The following is a 13,000-nucleotide window of genomic DNA, read 5'->3' on the forward strand; positions in this document are numbered from 1 at the left end:
CTTATTTTTTTACGTAAAGTGGTCCCGAACTGTACTCTTTAACCACATAGCCTAAAATTAAAGCTAAATGCGATATACGATCTATCTCTATCTCGATAGGTTCATGTTTTAAACGTCCATCTGGGTATGTTTCTATATTTGTGCTATATCCCATTAAAAAACCTTCTTTTGATGAGCGTTGTAAGCATTTAGTTACTCTAATCTCATTAGTCTCAATACTATAATTACGACCCCAAAGCAATTGGCTTAAATCTAAAACCTCTCTAATAGCCAAGATACAACCACTCGGATACTCTATCATACTATCCGAATAATGGCGTATAGCTGCTGTGGCATCTGGAAACCAATCCCCTGCATCTATATACTCTGTTGTAGAGCTTACAGCGTCTAAACTTGCAACCATCTGTGTACCACCTATTGTGGCAACATCATTATATAATGGTATAAGTTTATCCCTTTCTCCTACTTTGTACTTTTCTTGTGGTTCTTTTGAAAGTGCCACATTATTTGCATTTTTCGTTTCTTCTGAAAATGTGGCGGTTTTTGTGGCGGTTTTATTCTGCCACATTTCTTGCAGGTTTGGTTTTATCATTTCACCATTTCCAGTTAATAACCATTCAGATGAGATTTCAGGAAAAAAATGTAAGATATTTTCTACTTTATCAACACCTATTGTCTTATTATTCTTATATTGACTAGCAAAAGAACCATTTGAAAAACCTACAATTTCTTCAAATTTCCTAACTGAAATCCCTTTAAAGTCAATAAATTCCTTAATTCTTCTAATAGTATTTGACATAATAAAATTTTAATATAGAAAATTTCTTACATTTATTTTTGATTGTAGAAAATTTCTTATACATTTGTGAAACAAAACTATACAAAAGTATAAAAACTCTAACAATATTAGAGTTTAAAATGTTAAAATAATAAAAATCAAGTATATGAGCAATCAAATTACACTAACAAAGCCTAAGAGTATCTATACAATACTGTCAGAAATTACAGGCTATCCTTATAGTACTTGTTATGCAATATTAAAAGGACAACGAAGCGCAAAAAGTAAAGCAGGACAAAAAATTATGCAGTCTTACGAAGAAATAAAAGAAGATTATCAACTATGCAACAATTAAACTTAGTAATAGTGTTGAATGATTTCTTCAAAGAATTAGTAAAAGAAATAAATAACGAAAAATAATTAACGAAATGGTATTAATTGAAAAGTGTATCCACTTAGTTTACAAAAGCCTTGATAAATGCTGGCAACTAGGAGCATATCATCTAAATTTTCGCATTGAAATTTCAATCGATAAACATGTTGAAATTTCTCAGGAAGAAGCCAACAATTATGTTTTACACAAGAATAGTCAGGAACATCATCAGAGTTTTGAAGAGTTTGAAGAGGCTCTTCTGAAAAGTCTAGCTGACTGTAAGATGATTTAATTACTTCTGTTAGTTTATTAATATCCGAAAATTTGTAAGACTTTTTATCGGATGCATGAGTAATAATAAAAGCAAACATATACACTATTATTTAAAAGTTGAACGCTTTAAATATAGTGTTTTCTCCCGAAAGGCATACATCACGGTTCGAGTCCGTATCGGGAACAAAGTTTATAACAAACTAATAATAAAATGAATCTACTGAATAACGACATAATAATACGCAAATACAAAGACGAAGAGCGCCTGTGGGCGTCTCAACGCTTGGTTATGCAGAATTGTGGTGTTTCAGAGGAATTTTTAAGAACACGTTCAAGAAAAGGATATGCACAATCACTAAAAAGCTATAAAACAAGTGATTATTTACCTGATACAGGTAAAGCGTGGCGTTGGGCGAAGGTAAAAGGGCAATTCTATTATGATTATGATAGAATCCCAGACCGTAAACCAACACATTACAGATCAAAATTAGGCACAAAGCATGAGCTTTTACAAGCGTATGAGGCTCTGCTGAGTGCTAATAATGGACGTAAAGAAGATTTAGTAAAAAATACTATTCTTGGGCAAGTCGCTTTATTGATAAACAATACTGATATACGTTATTACAAATATGACGGAGAGGTTATTTTTACGCACCTCCAAGCAAAACAAATGACATTAGCTAAGGCTTGGTGCGTTTGGATTGCAAAACAAGTGGAAAACGATAATTTCAAATTACTTGGAATTGCCAAAAAACAAGATTTTTATGCAATATGTACAGAAATCTTATCGCCTTTAGAATTAGAAGGTTTCAATATCAGTTCTGCTGAATATTTAAGAAATAGAACCAATGATTTTATAACTAAAACCGCTAACGATAAGATCAAGCAACTAAAATTCTTTATTTCCGAAAAATACAATAACCAAAATGCAAAGATAGTGGGTAAATATCCACTATTTAGTGAGGAAACAGGGGAAATCTTTCAGTTCGATATTCATCAAGCAATCATGTATAATGTATATATGAATCCAAAAGGATCAAATGTAGAATATGCACGTACTATTTGGGAGAATAAATATTGTGAAGACATCAAAGAATTTGGATTAGAACCAGTCGCATACCGTACATTTTGCAGTCATTTAACACGTTTCAACAAACGTATTATGATGATTAGAGAACGATATGGTAAAGAATATTACAGAAAACATATACAAACCTATGTACCATCCGATAAACTAAGTTTTTCACATTCTCTTTTTTGTGCTGATGGTTCGGGTATCATCAATTATCAATTTATTGATAAACAAGGAAAACATAAAACAAAAAAATTATATGTCATTTTAGTTACTGATGTTGCATCTAAACGAATTGTAGGATGGGCACCAGCTAAAAAAGGTTTCTCTAATGAAACGCCCGAAATGATGATGGATGCTGTAAAAATGGCTGTAAGAAGAACAGGTAAACAAACAATGTTCGAGTTTATTTCAGATAATCATGGAGCGTTTGTTTCGGCTGAATCTAAGACTTTTTTAGAAATGATTTTTAATAAAGTAAGAACGATTGAATCGGGAAACTCACAAGCTAATCCTGCTGAAACGATGTTTAGATTGTTTAAACGTAGTTTAAAAGATATTAAATCATTTATCTCTACTTCTTGGAATGCAGGGGTTGAAGGACAAGCAAATCCTGATTACATAAAATTAGATGATTTACCTAATTATGAAGATGCTTGTATAATGATGAATGAGCTTGTAGAGCGTTGGAATGACTCGAAGCAAAGAGATTTAACTACACCAAATCAACGCTACCAAATAAAACATCCTGATTGTCAACCAATGAATCCAATTGTATTACGTCATTTATTTGGTAATCATACAGAAGTAAATGTAGCAAGAATGCGTGGGTTTGTAGATGTATATAAAACAAAGGGATATAACGAATCTAAACTACATCAATTTGAAATTCCAAATTTTGGAGGAGAAGGAACAGAAATTATAGCAAAAGCAACTGGCTACAAGTATAATGCAATTGTAAAAGTAGTTTGGGACGAAGATTTTGCAGACTTATATACGTTAGATGAACAATATATAATGACATGTGAAAAAGCATTAAAAACAAAATCTTCGCACGCTGAAATGTCTGAAAAACATGAAAATGCATTGGATCATCAGATGAATCGTAAGCATTCACAGGATCAATATATTGATGATTTTGAAGCTGAGTTAGCAAATTCTATGCTTGAATTAGGCTACAGTCAACAAATTGCATTTGGAGGTAACAAAGAGAGTTACAACGGCTCTCAAATCGAAAATGAAAGTAAAAAAATCAATAAAAAACAAACTAAAACCAAACAACGAACTGAACGTGACTTCAACGAAAGCGAATGGTCTTAGTTAAACATTTAAAAGTATGACAAATTTAACACAAAATCAGAGAACTATCGACATTCCACAAGCAATGCAACGCTTTTTGGACGAAAGAAATGTAAAACAACCTGAAATAGTAAAATTATCGGGCGTAAATAAAGCAACAGTTAATTTAATAGCTCGTGGTATTGAGTTTAACGGAAATACACGTATTTCGGATAAATATTACCAACAAATAGCACACGCAATTGGTTTAAAATTAGAAAAAGCATATTGGCAACATTTCAATACGTTGAATTTTAAACAAGCAATTATCACATTTGAAAATGCTCGTAAAAATAAAGAGCGTCGAGGTATTGATGGTAATACAGGGCTTGGTAAAACATACGCTGCAACTGCTTTTAAATTGAAATATCCAAAAATAGTAACCTTAGTAAAATGCGATGAAATCGCTAACACAAAAGAGTTTGTTATTTCATTAGCAGAACAGTTGGAAACTTCTATAATAGGAACTAAACACAAAATTTTAAAGGAAGTTGTTAAAAAACTGAAAGAAAAAGACGAAGCATTCTTGATGATTGATGAGTTTGAGAACTCGAAAAAAGGAATTATCCCTGTTATAAAGTATTTAGCTGATGAATTAGAAGGTATTGTACCAATTGTGGTTCTTGGAATTGATGTTGAAAAAATGCTTTCAAAATCAGCAGAAAGAGGAAAACAAGGCTTTATTCAAGTAAATAGACGTTGGTCTTTTGGTTGGACGTTCTTTTCGCCAGAAATAGCAGAAGATATTCAGAAAATCTGCGAAATGGTAGGTATTGAGCGTAAAACAGTTATTAATTGGCTTACAGCTCGTGTAAAAGACTTTGGTTCGTTGCAAAACATCATCACTACAGCATTGATAGAGAGCGAAAAAAGCGAAGAACAAATTACAACTGAAATGCTTAACGATTTATTTGCGAACTGATGAAAACAAATGTAAATAATCGCTATTACTGTTTTCGCAAATTGGATGAATCCATTCGCAAAACTAAACCGAAATCGAGAACAATTTTTATTCCGATGGATGCTGAACTTAATTGCAAATATGCAATCAGATTACGAGACGTTTACAGATTTAATGTACAATTTGAAATACCAACAAACTAATATGGGAACACTTTATTTATCTAAAATGATGCTTGTTTTTCGCAATGAAAAAGGCAAAATAATTAAGGTTTATACGAATGAATTTATAAGCCTATTTATAAATGATAATACAATATTAATAGCAGAATAATATGAGTAATATTAAAATGTACGCTGTAAAAATTAAGGTTTCAGCAAACCGATACAAAACAAAGTTTTTAGAAGGTATATCATTAGGGAGAACACCTAAAGAAGCGGAAGAACAAGCATTGAAAATGCTAAAAAAAGAATTACAAGATCAAAATTCAGAAATAGAAATCTTATTTAATTATGAAGTAACAAAATGTATAAAATTAAGAACCGATTTTATAATTGATTCAATAAAGTAAAAACAAGCGGGATAATACCCGCTTTTGGTGATAAAAACAATAAAATAATATAAGTATGGAAGCATCAATTATGAACAAACCAGCAAGCGAAATGTCAGTAACAGAATTATTGGCGTTGGCAGATACAAAACGAGCTGAAATCGAAAAAGAAGCCGTAAAAGCAAAGAATCAATACTTAGCTGATAAGACTGATTATTTGCAAGAAATCGCAAATCGTCGCTTCGAAATTCAACAAAAAATGATCGAATTAAAGTTGTATGAAGTTGAAAATGCTGAAAAATTCAATGTTTTAAAATATGAATTGGACGGTAAAACGCCTAAAGAAGCGAAATCTTTTGAATTGAAATCTGAAACAATCAAACAGGTCATTGAAAACCAAGAACGTTTTGATTTTACTGATGAAGCTATTGTACACATCGAAGCAATTAAAGCAATTTTTAAAGAAAAATTCGAAGGACGCAATAAAGGAATGTATGACTTGCTTGATTCAATCTTAATGCGTAACAGTAAAGGAGATTACGACGCAAAACTTTTAACAAAAGCACGTAGTCAAGTTAAAAAAATCGGAGATCAACGCTTAGTTGACGAATTTGAAAAGCTAACGGATTGCTTACAAGTTGTCGGAACTGTAAAATATAGTCGTGTATATTCAAAAAACCAAAAAGGAGGTTGGACGGATATTTCTCTAAACTTTTCAAGCTTATGATTGTAAATATTTTATTTGGATTGTTCGCAGTTGGTATACTGTCAATCCTTGGTGTAGTTCTTTATTTATCTAACAAAGCAAACGACAAATTATGAGTGTTGAAATAACTAAAGTATCAAGTGAATTATACATCGTAAATGGAAAATCCATGATGTTAGAAAACTTTAAGTGGAAACCACAAATTGCCTCTCTCAATAATACCGAAGAAAAAGCATTTAAACAACGTTTAAACGCTGATTTGTTTAACGAAAAGAATAAAGATTATGCCTTTAATCTTGACAGAAATATTCGTAATTGATGATCTGACCAACGAAAAGAGAAGATTTGACAATATGAAAGATGTTCAAATTTTCATTAGTAAAAAAATAGGATACGAAGCAGACAGAATGATTTTATTTCGCAATAAATCAAGAAAAACAAGAGCATACAGACGTTTTTATATAACTACTAATGAAAATTTTAAAGCTAAAGTAAAAGCTAAACAAGTTGTTAAAGAAGCGGTTAAACCAAGTTTAAACGAACGAATGAAGCAAAAATGGTTCGCTCAAAAAACACGAATCATCAAATCCTGATCGGCAAACTCCGAGGTTCGAGTCCTCGGCAGGAGCAATCAAACCAAAAACTAAAAATTATGTTTAACACTTACCATTATGAAATGACATTACGAGACAAACGGAGTATTGTCCTGACTATTGCAACACGAACAGGCATAAAAGAGGCTGATTCTTGGACAAAATTTAACAATTGGATGTTGAATAGTAGCTGTCTTAAAAAAGAGTTGCATCAATACAAAATTGATGAATTAGACCAACTAATTAAGCAATTTAGAGGATTAGAAGCAAATTACAACAAATCAGCTTCGAAAACAGGAACTAAGGCATGGATGCACAAAAATAAGTTCCAACCATTAAGTCAAAATTAAAAAAAAGACTTGAGACGCAACAATATCCCAAGCCCCACTGACCACGGCAAAGATATTTTAATAAAACGTCTCATTAATGGCTTACAATCGAAAAAATTACCTAAAAAAGGTTCTCAAGGTTCAGCAAATAACTCTTGAGCATCGCGCCCAAGGGTTATATTTTAAAGAGATTTATCACAAATACGTTGAAAATCAATTTAATATATGCCAACGAACTTACGAGAGTTATTTGGGTGTAAATGCCAAGAAGCAGCTTAAAGAAATAGATAAAACAAATCAAATAGCGCTGTTTTGATGAGAAAAATTAAACTAAAAGTTGATTACGACGTACTAAGAGCGTTACTCAACATTATTATTAACGGTCTAAATGCGCCGTTCATTGACAATCAGGAAGAAAAATTTAAACAATCAGTTAAAGCTGATCTATTTGTTATGTTATCGAAAAAATCGGTGGCTTTAAATCTTAAAAATTTGACTTTAAAATACCATGAAGCGTATTTAATCCATGATGAAATCGGTAAAATTTCGCACACGTTAGAAGTCTCCAATTATACAAGTCTTAAAGTTCTCAATTTCTATGCAGAATTAGATCAGTTTTTAACTCAAAATTTACAAATAAGATGAAAAAAATTAAACAATTTATTTTAAAGTGGTTAGGTATAGATACCATTTTAGTAAGATTAAGACGTTTTGATTTAGTTTTAAAAACTTATGACAAGAATTTTAGACTAAATGAACACGAATTACGCTCTGTAAATGAAGATTATTCAACTCTCAGAAAGCATTTAGAATTTCTAAATTCTAATTTCTTTGCAGCTGCAGATGTAGCAAATTCAGTTCATGACTTTAGCTCTGTAGTTATAATTCGCAAAAGAGCTTCTGGAAAGGATGATGTTGTATTTTATGAATTACAAACACGAGATGTTGACCATGTGATGAGTATTATGCAAGGTTTTGGACGTAAAAACACTGTTGTTGGAAAATCTGTTGTAAAAAGTAAACCTCCTAAATTTAGATTTTAAGATGTACCTAATTTTATCACTAAAACACACGAAAAAAGAAGATGAATCAATTACTTTATGGAGAAGTAACAATCAAGGTTATTGTAGTTATTTAGAAGGTGCTGGGCAATATGAAAATTTTATAGAGGATTATCATAATTCAGAAGGAAATTTACCTATTAATCAAACAATTTTAAACAAGTTAGATAAAATACAAAGTTTAAATGATTACGGAGAACCTGTAACTTTTATTCATAATTCCAAAAAGAATCATTCAATTTTAAACATTGAATTTGTAAAAGGAAAACTATGCAAAAAATAGATTTCTCAGAAACATTAAACGAAAAGCCTTCCTATTTTATATATAAAATTTGGGAAGGTTTTTTCCGTAATAACATTGTAAGATGCGACTATTATTACAATCAAATTTTAGACGGTTATCAGTTACAATTTGGTAAAGAATGGGATAATATGGATGAGGATAATTTATTGAGTTGTCCTAAATACCATACAATACGTTCTAAAACAGGATTGTTAACAGAAGATTGCGAACTTGAATTAGTCATTAACAAAGGAACTCCACAAGAATTTACTTTTTCGCCGACACTTTATGTCTATTCAATCCAGCAAATTTGGATGATAGACGAACCCGAAGGCTTCGGATTTACGGTAAATATTGACGGAATTATCCGAAATGATGAACTAATAGAACAAATAGCAATTAACGATGGTTTTGAAAGTTTAGAAGCCTTTAAAACCTATTTTAAACAAAAAATGATAAACGGATCATATTCGGGTTTTATCATTCATTGGACACGATTAAAATATTAATAAATGGACTTTTTTGAATTTCAAAATATGATTTTAAAATCACTTTTAATCATTCCATGTACAGAAGAGGAATTATGTAAAAGAGATTTTTTAAAAAACTATTCCTTATATGGAATTGGTATGGCTTTACAAAGGCTTGAAAACTTAGGTGCAATTTATTATAAAGGAAAATCCGATATAATGTATGTAAAAAAGAAATGGATAAAAGAAAATAGAAAACATTTGCTATATGATTAAAATTGCATCATTTAAAAACCATGAAATTTGGCGTAAATGTGTTGTTTGTGGTAAATATTACGATTGGAAAATCTTAGAATTTTGTTGTAAAAACACTCATTAATTTGAGTGTTTTTTTTGTTTTTACGGGAAACCGTAAGATTATGAAAGAAATTATTGTTTAATTTTAAAGAAAATTAGAAAATGAAAAAATTACTACTCATATTAATCACTTTTTTATCTGTGAATAGTTTTGCACAGGATCAATCATATATTGAAAAAATTAGAAACTTACAATCAAAGGAAGAAACAATAAAAATTGGTTGGGATATAGTAAGTTTAATGCGGGAAAAATTTGTATTAAAAAATAATCCTGAAGAATCTGAAAAAGGAATAACATTGATATTTCTAAAAGCAAATACTGTTGATTCATTAAGAAAACATAATCCTGAAAAAATGGAATTTCCTCCTGAAGATGTGATTAAAATATTTTTCACAAAAGAAGTTAAAGGAGGAAATGTATATTTAGAAACAAAAGGAACGCCTTATTATAGTTTTTATGGAGTAAGTTATAAATATTTAGATTTATTTCCTTTTTGGCAGAAATATTTTAGATCAGATGCTTCAGTAGAAAGTACTGTTAATGAAGCTGAAAATTTTGAAGAAAGAGAGTATCGTTGTAAAGAAATTGATGATTTTTGTGGTTATAGATTTGAAAGTAATAAAAGTTATTGGGATTTGAAAAGGATACATTAATGAAAACAATTATATTATTAATATTATTTTCTTTCAGTTGCCAAGCGCAAAGTTTGTACAATCCTAAAGCGAATGATAAATTAAGTTATGTAGATTCTGAATCATTTTCTATTACATTTACAAAGTCATTGTATGGCTTAACTTTTGAGCAAAATGATAGAAAATTAGATAACGAATTAAAAACAAAAATAGAGCGATTTATGAAAAACACAAATCGCCCCAAATTTAAAGGTCAAGGTAAATTTACCTTAGGTATTGTAAAACGAAATAACCAATATTTCGTTGTTGAAAGTAGGAAACCCGAAAGATTATTAGAATTATAAATCATACTCAACCTTTTCAACCAATTGCCCTGTAAGTTGCAATTTATCATACGAGCCCTCATGGATATTTCTTTGAGGGCTTTTTCGTCCGTTGTAACTACATTCATATTCCAAAATATAAATATCAACAATCGAATCCATTTTATTAAAGCCTTCCTTTGTCAACTCTAATTTACCTGTTTTCTCGGATTCAAACCCGTCTAAAATATTATGTACTTGATCTACATAAGTTAAGAATTTCAAACCTAATTCACGGTTAAGCGAAATGTTAGAAGTATCTCGTAATTGCTCATACGCCAAACGAAAAGTAACTGTAGCTGTTGGCGGTTCTGTCGTGTGGTCGATGTCCCAATCTATGAATAACGCATTTTCTCCAAACAAATCAAAATTATCTTCGTCCAAATCTTGACCTGCATAAATATCAATATACTTAGGAGGCGAAACTCCTTCTTTGATGAAATCATCTAAAACCTCCTCAGATTCTAGTTTTTCAATTATTTTATTATATAGATTTTTCATTTTAAATGGTGTTTAAACAAGGTTTAACTATTAAGAATTTTATCAATTTCACGTTGTGTTAAACGTTCAACCTTTCTCGCTAATAAGGCAGACTGTCCGATAAATCGACGCTCGGATATTGTCATTTTCATTTTACGAGTGTGTGCTTTTACAGTTGTTGTACCTGCACTAACACGTTTTTTTAGCAGGCGTCCTGTACGCTCACTTCTCGCTCTTTTGGTTACTTTACGTGTATGAGCTTTCACTCTAACCGTTTTATTGATGGTTTCTCCATCATTGTGCGCTTGTGCATAAGGCACATCTGTACCAATGGTAACAGAATTGCGTGTATAACTTAATTTTCGAATTGAGCGTTTTAATCGTCCAGACTTTACCATCAAAGAACCTCTGTCTTTTCGTTTTCTCTTTTTCCAAGATGTTCGAGAGCGATCCACCCAATTTTTTTGCACAAAGCGTTCTTTAGAAAAATTAACCGCTTCTATTGCAGCCATATTAGGAAACTTCTCGTAAAGTTTCCCTAAGGCTCTTAATTTTCTCTCGTAATCATTAGGAACTGGCATAATTAAGCGTTTTCTGCATCAATAATAATTCTCATAAACATTTCTTTCATCCATTTTTCTACATCATCAGCCGACATTCCTTTACCTTTTTCGTTGGTAATATTGATACCTCCTTTGTTGAATGAATCGATTTTAATATCAATTTTTTTAACTTGATTCGCTTGCCCTGTAACTTTGTTTATGTCATCTTTTGTTTTCTTAGAACCTTTCTTATCCTTTTTCCCGTCATCCGCTCCAACTAAACCGTCTAATGTTTGCGCCTTATATAAACTATTACGCTTATCGTAAGCCATCATTGCATCTAAATAACCTTTCTGCTCATCACTTCCTTGAAAAGCTTTTTGCCTAACATCCATTTCGCCTGTCGTAACAAGTTTGTTTTGTGTACGAAAATCGCTAACCCTTTTTAATAGTCCATCCGAAAGACCTGTAGGATCAAACTCTGAAATCATTTCGAGAATTTGTTGCAATGGTTTCAAAAAAGTATCCATTAATACTAAATGTATTCGTTTCAAACCTCCGATTATTCCATCTGTTTTGAAAGCATTGACAATACTATCCCAATGATCTTTTATCGACTGAAAAGCATTAATAACCCAGCCGATAGGTCCGAGAAATTGTAAAAGAGCTGCACCCCACTCATCATACTTGTATATTGCAATACCAATAATAGCGACTAAAGCCACAATAGCAGCTATAATAATACCTACAGGATTTGCGTACATCGCAGCGTTTAATGACCATTGTTCGGCTGTCATCATTCGTGTAACGATTTTACTTATACCTAAAACTTCATTAAGTGTCGTCAAAATAGAAATAATCGAAGCAATAGTAATTGCACCCATTCCGATGAATTGGATAAAGGGCATCCATTCACCAGCTGCATCAGCTAATTTGTTTTGAAATTTTGAAATCCAACCAGTAAGACCATTCCCAAAAATTTCAAATTCAGGTATCTTGTCAAAATCAGGTATTCCACGTGCTAAGCCTTGTAAGAAGCCTTGTCCAGCGTCCTCGCCTGCACCTTTAAATAAATCTGTCAAAGCCATTTGTTTCTGTTGGACAGTCAAACCAGCTTTATCCATTGATTTTAAAACAAGTTGTATAGCCTCCCATGTATTTTTTCCAGCTAAATCCTTTTTACTAAGTCCAAGTCCTAACAATGCAGCTTCTTGATTCTTTCCAAACTCACGTAGCGCTAAGCCTCCTTCTTTTAATGAATCTATTGCTTTATCCGAAAAAACACCATCTTTCCCTGATTGTGCCATGATTGCCAAATAGGTTTTAATTGGCATTCCCATTGCTTGCATTTGGGCTGGGTATTCTTTAATTTGGTCTATCATATCACCATTAAGATTTGCACCTTTATTAAAGGCTTTCTCCATAAGATCAATATTTCCTGTCATCGTTCCACCCATTTGTTTTGTAATTCCATTGGCTGCTCTAGCAATTGACATTTGATCTTCCTCCATTTTTTTACTCAAACTATTGATGCTTGATGCTGTTGTATCAACATCTATTACACCCATTTGTTGGAGAGCAACTTTTGTTTTATTAATATCATTTACAAAATCCATTTGACCGCTTATTTCTCCAAATAATTCTGATAATTGATTAATCTTTGTTGAGTCGAAATTTTCGCCTATATGAGCAAATATTTGACGTTGTGTTCTATTAAAACCTTCAAGTCTTTGCTCCATAGAGTCAACACCACTTCTCAAACGTTGTTGAACACCTGTTAATGCGTTATTGAATAGTCTATCAGATAGTTCTAACAATAATTCTAATTTATTTCTACCTGCCATATTAAATTATTTTGTACATTTGTTGAAGGAAAAGGTTAAACCCGAAGGATCACTG

21 protein-coding genes are annotated in these 13,000 nt (G+C 31.6%); 17 read left to right on the top strand and 4 right to left on the bottom strand.

The genetic code is table 11. From position 1 onward, the window contains the following. Window position 1: 1 nt before the first annotated feature. Window positions 2–799, bottom strand: coding sequence for a helix-turn-helix transcriptional regulator (locus RSC72_RS07010; protein ID WP_332546513.1), 798 nt, complete (start codon window positions 797–799; stop codon window positions 2–4). Between the two features lie 145 nt (window positions 800–944). On the opposite strand from RSC72_RS07010, the gene RSC72_RS07015 reads away from it, so the two are divergent. From RSC72_RS07015 to RSC72_RS07095, 17 genes are all read left to right on the top strand, one after another. Next, a complete protein-coding gene (locus RSC72_RS07015; RefSeq protein WP_332546514.1) occupies window positions 945–1,133 on the top strand; it encodes a hypothetical protein in 189 nt (62 codons plus the stop codon). Window positions 1,134–1,206: 73 nt separating this feature from the next. Beyond that, on the top strand, window positions 1,207–1,443 hold the full coding sequence (locus RSC72_RS07020; protein WP_332578462.1) for a hypothetical protein: 237 nt from the start codon (window positions 1,207–1,209) through the stop codon (window positions 1,441–1,443). Between the two features lie 192 nt (window positions 1,444–1,635). Next, window positions 1,636–3,816 carry a hypothetical protein gene (locus RSC72_RS07025; RefSeq protein WP_332565889.1) on the top strand — a complete coding sequence of 727 codons (2,181 nt, stop codon included), beginning with the start codon at window positions 1,636–1,638 and terminating at the stop codon, window positions 3,814–3,816. Window positions 3,817–3,832: 16 nt separating this feature from the next. Next, the gene (locus RSC72_RS07030; RefSeq protein WP_332544203.1) at window positions 3,833–4,756 is read left to right on the top strand and encodes an AAA family ATPase; all 924 of its coding nucleotides are present in this window, start codon (window positions 3,833–3,835) and stop codon (window positions 4,754–4,756) included. A gap of 45 nt (window positions 4,757–4,801) precedes the next feature. Then, window positions 4,802–5,068, top strand: coding sequence for a hypothetical protein (locus tag RSC72_RS07035; protein WP_332544202.1), 267 nt, complete (start codon window positions 4,802–4,804; stop codon window positions 5,066–5,068). A gap of 1 nt (window position 5,069) precedes the next feature. Further along, window positions 5,070–5,306: a hypothetical protein gene (locus tag RSC72_RS07040; RefSeq protein WP_332544201.1), complete on the top strand. Its 237-nt coding sequence runs from the start codon at window positions 5,070–5,072 to the stop codon at window positions 5,304–5,306. Between the two features lie 55 nt (window positions 5,307–5,361). Then, the gene (locus RSC72_RS07045) at window positions 5,362–6,012 is read left to right on the top strand and encodes a DUF3164 family protein (protein ID WP_332544200.1); all 651 of its coding nucleotides are present in this window, start codon (window positions 5,362–5,364) and stop codon (window positions 6,010–6,012) included. A 91-nt stretch (window positions 6,013–6,103) separates the two neighbouring features. Then, window positions 6,104–6,310, top strand: a complete 207-nt coding sequence (locus RSC72_RS07050) for a hypothetical protein (RefSeq protein ID WP_332544199.1) — start codon at window positions 6,104–6,106, stop codon at window positions 6,308–6,310. After that, window positions 6,276–6,584, top strand: coding sequence for a hypothetical protein (locus RSC72_RS07055; protein ID WP_332578463.1), 309 nt, complete (start codon window positions 6,276–6,278; stop codon window positions 6,582–6,584). The genes RSC72_RS07050 and RSC72_RS07055 overlap by 35 nt, the downstream gene beginning before the upstream one ends. Window positions 6,585–6,643: 59 nt before the next feature. Next, window positions 6,644–6,934 (top strand): hypothetical protein, encoded by a 291-nt coding sequence (locus RSC72_RS07060; protein ID WP_332544197.1) that lies wholly within the window; start codon window positions 6,644–6,646, stop codon window positions 6,932–6,934. Between the two features lie 291 nt (window positions 6,935–7,225). After that, window positions 7,226–7,558 carry a hypothetical protein gene (locus RSC72_RS07065; RefSeq protein WP_332578464.1) on the top strand — a complete coding sequence of 111 codons (333 nt, stop codon included), beginning with the start codon at window positions 7,226–7,228 and terminating at the stop codon, window positions 7,556–7,558. Continuing rightward, window positions 7,555–7,956: a hypothetical protein gene (locus RSC72_RS07070; protein WP_332544195.1), complete on the top strand. Its 402-nt coding sequence runs from the start codon at window positions 7,555–7,557 to the stop codon at window positions 7,954–7,956. Before RSC72_RS07065 ends, RSC72_RS07070 begins: the two co-directional genes overlap by 4 nt. Window position 7,957: 1 nt before the next feature. After that, the gene (locus tag RSC72_RS07075; RefSeq protein ID WP_332544194.1) at window positions 7,958–8,257 is read left to right on the top strand and encodes a hypothetical protein; all 300 of its coding nucleotides are present in this window, start codon (window positions 7,958–7,960) and stop codon (window positions 8,255–8,257) included. Then, entirely contained in the window at window positions 8,245–8,766 is a 522-nt protein-coding gene (locus tag RSC72_RS07080) for a hypothetical protein (protein ID WP_332544193.1), read from the top strand. Before RSC72_RS07075 ends, RSC72_RS07080 begins: the two co-directional genes overlap by 13 nt. A gap of 3 nt (window positions 8,767–8,769) precedes the next feature. After that, the gene (locus tag RSC72_RS07085; RefSeq protein ID WP_332544192.1) at window positions 8,770–9,003 is read left to right on the top strand and encodes a hypothetical protein; all 234 of its coding nucleotides are present in this window, start codon (window positions 8,770–8,772) and stop codon (window positions 9,001–9,003) included. A gap of 183 nt (window positions 9,004–9,186) precedes the next feature. Then, window positions 9,187–9,738, top strand: a complete 552-nt coding sequence (locus tag RSC72_RS07090) for a hypothetical protein (RefSeq protein ID WP_332544191.1) — start codon at window positions 9,187–9,189, stop codon at window positions 9,736–9,738. Beyond that, the gene (locus RSC72_RS07095; protein WP_332544190.1) at window positions 9,738–10,061 is read left to right on the top strand and encodes a hypothetical protein; all 324 of its coding nucleotides are present in this window, start codon (window positions 9,738–9,740) and stop codon (window positions 10,059–10,061) included. The genes RSC72_RS07090 and RSC72_RS07095 overlap by 1 nt, the downstream gene beginning before the upstream one ends. Here RSC72_RS07095 and RSC72_RS07100 read toward each other — a convergent pair. Genes RSC72_RS07100 through RSC72_RS07110 form a run of 3 tightly spaced genes read right to left on the bottom strand, consistent with a single transcriptional unit; the run spans window position 10,056 to window position 12,945 of the window. After that, window positions 10,056–10,580, bottom strand: a complete 525-nt coding sequence (locus RSC72_RS07100) for a hypothetical protein (RefSeq protein ID WP_332544189.1) — start codon at window positions 10,578–10,580, stop codon at window positions 10,056–10,058. The two genes, RSC72_RS07095 and RSC72_RS07100, sit on opposite strands and share 6 nt — an antisense overlap. A 23-nt stretch (window positions 10,581–10,603) precedes the next feature. Continuing rightward, on the bottom strand, window positions 10,604–11,140 hold the full coding sequence (locus RSC72_RS07105) for a phage virion morphogenesis protein (protein ID WP_332544188.1): 537 nt from the start codon (window positions 11,138–11,140) through the stop codon (window positions 10,604–10,606). A 2-nt stretch (window positions 11,141–11,142) separates the two neighbouring features. After that, on the bottom strand, window positions 11,143–12,945 hold the full coding sequence (locus RSC72_RS07110; protein WP_332544187.1) for a phage tail tape measure protein: 1,803 nt from the start codon (window positions 12,943–12,945) through the stop codon (window positions 11,143–11,145). Window positions 12,946–13,000: the final 55 nt, after the last annotated feature.

This window comes from Algoriella sp., from assembly GCF_036647415.1.
Classification (GTDB): domain Bacteria; phylum Bacteroidota; class Bacteroidia; order Flavobacteriales; family Weeksellaceae; genus Empedobacter.

Bases quoted from the DNA above. Each gene is read 5' to 3' on its own strand.
- RSC72_RS07010 (WP_332546513.1), bottom strand. From the start codon at position 799: ATGTCAAATACTATTAGAAGAATTAAGGAATTTATTGACTTTAAAGGG.
- RSC72_RS07015 (WP_332546514.1), top strand. From the start codon at position 945: ATGAGCAATCAAATTACACTAACAAAGCCTAAGAGTATCTATACAATA.
- RSC72_RS07020 (WP_332578462.1), top strand. From the start codon at position 1,207: ATGGTATTAATTGAAAAGTGTATCCACTTAGTTTACAAAAGCCTTGAT.
- RSC72_RS07025 (WP_332565889.1), top strand. From the start codon at position 1,636: ATGAATCTACTGAATAACGACATAATAATACGCAAATACAAAGACGAA.
- RSC72_RS07030 (WP_332544203.1), top strand. From the start codon at position 3,833: ATGACAAATTTAACACAAAATCAGAGAACTATCGACATTCCACAAGCA.
- RSC72_RS07035 (WP_332544202.1), top strand. From the start codon at position 4,802: ATGAATCCATTCGCAAAACTAAACCGAAATCGAGAACAATTTTTATTC.
- RSC72_RS07040 (WP_332544201.1), top strand. From the start codon at position 5,070: ATGAGTAATATTAAAATGTACGCTGTAAAAATTAAGGTTTCAGCAAAC.
- RSC72_RS07045 (WP_332544200.1), top strand. From the start codon at position 5,362: ATGGAAGCATCAATTATGAACAAACCAGCAAGCGAAATGTCAGTAACA.
- RSC72_RS07050 (WP_332544199.1), top strand. From the start codon at position 6,104: ATGAGTGTTGAAATAACTAAAGTATCAAGTGAATTATACATCGTAAAT.
- RSC72_RS07055 (WP_332578463.1), top strand. From the start codon at position 6,276: ATGCCTTTAATCTTGACAGAAATATTCGTAATTGATGATCTGACCAAC.
- RSC72_RS07060 (WP_332544197.1), top strand. From the start codon at position 6,644: ATGTTTAACACTTACCATTATGAAATGACATTACGAGACAAACGGAGT.
- RSC72_RS07070 (WP_332544195.1), top strand. From the start codon at position 7,555: ATGAAAAAAATTAAACAATTTATTTTAAAGTGGTTAGGTATAGATACC.
- RSC72_RS07075 (WP_332544194.1), top strand. From the start codon at position 7,958: ATGTACCTAATTTTATCACTAAAACACACGAAAAAAGAAGATGAATCA.
- RSC72_RS07080 (WP_332544193.1), top strand. From the start codon at position 8,245: ATGCAAAAAATAGATTTCTCAGAAACATTAAACGAAAAGCCTTCCTAT.
- RSC72_RS07085 (WP_332544192.1), top strand. From the start codon at position 8,770: ATGGACTTTTTTGAATTTCAAAATATGATTTTAAAATCACTTTTAATC.
- RSC72_RS07090 (WP_332544191.1), top strand. From the start codon at position 9,187: ATGAAAAAATTACTACTCATATTAATCACTTTTTTATCTGTGAATAGT.
- RSC72_RS07095 (WP_332544190.1), top strand. From the start codon at position 9,738: ATGAAAACAATTATATTATTAATATTATTTTCTTTCAGTTGCCAAGCG.
- RSC72_RS07100 (WP_332544189.1), bottom strand. From the start codon at position 10,580: ATGAAAAATCTATATAATAAAATAATTGAAAAACTAGAATCTGAGGAG.
- RSC72_RS07105 (WP_332544188.1), bottom strand. From the start codon at position 11,140: ATGCCAGTTCCTAATGATTACGAGAGAAAATTAAGAGCCTTAGGGAAA.
- RSC72_RS07110 (WP_332544187.1), bottom strand. From the start codon at position 12,945: ATGGCAGGTAGAAATAAATTAGAATTATTGTTAGAACTATCTGATAGA.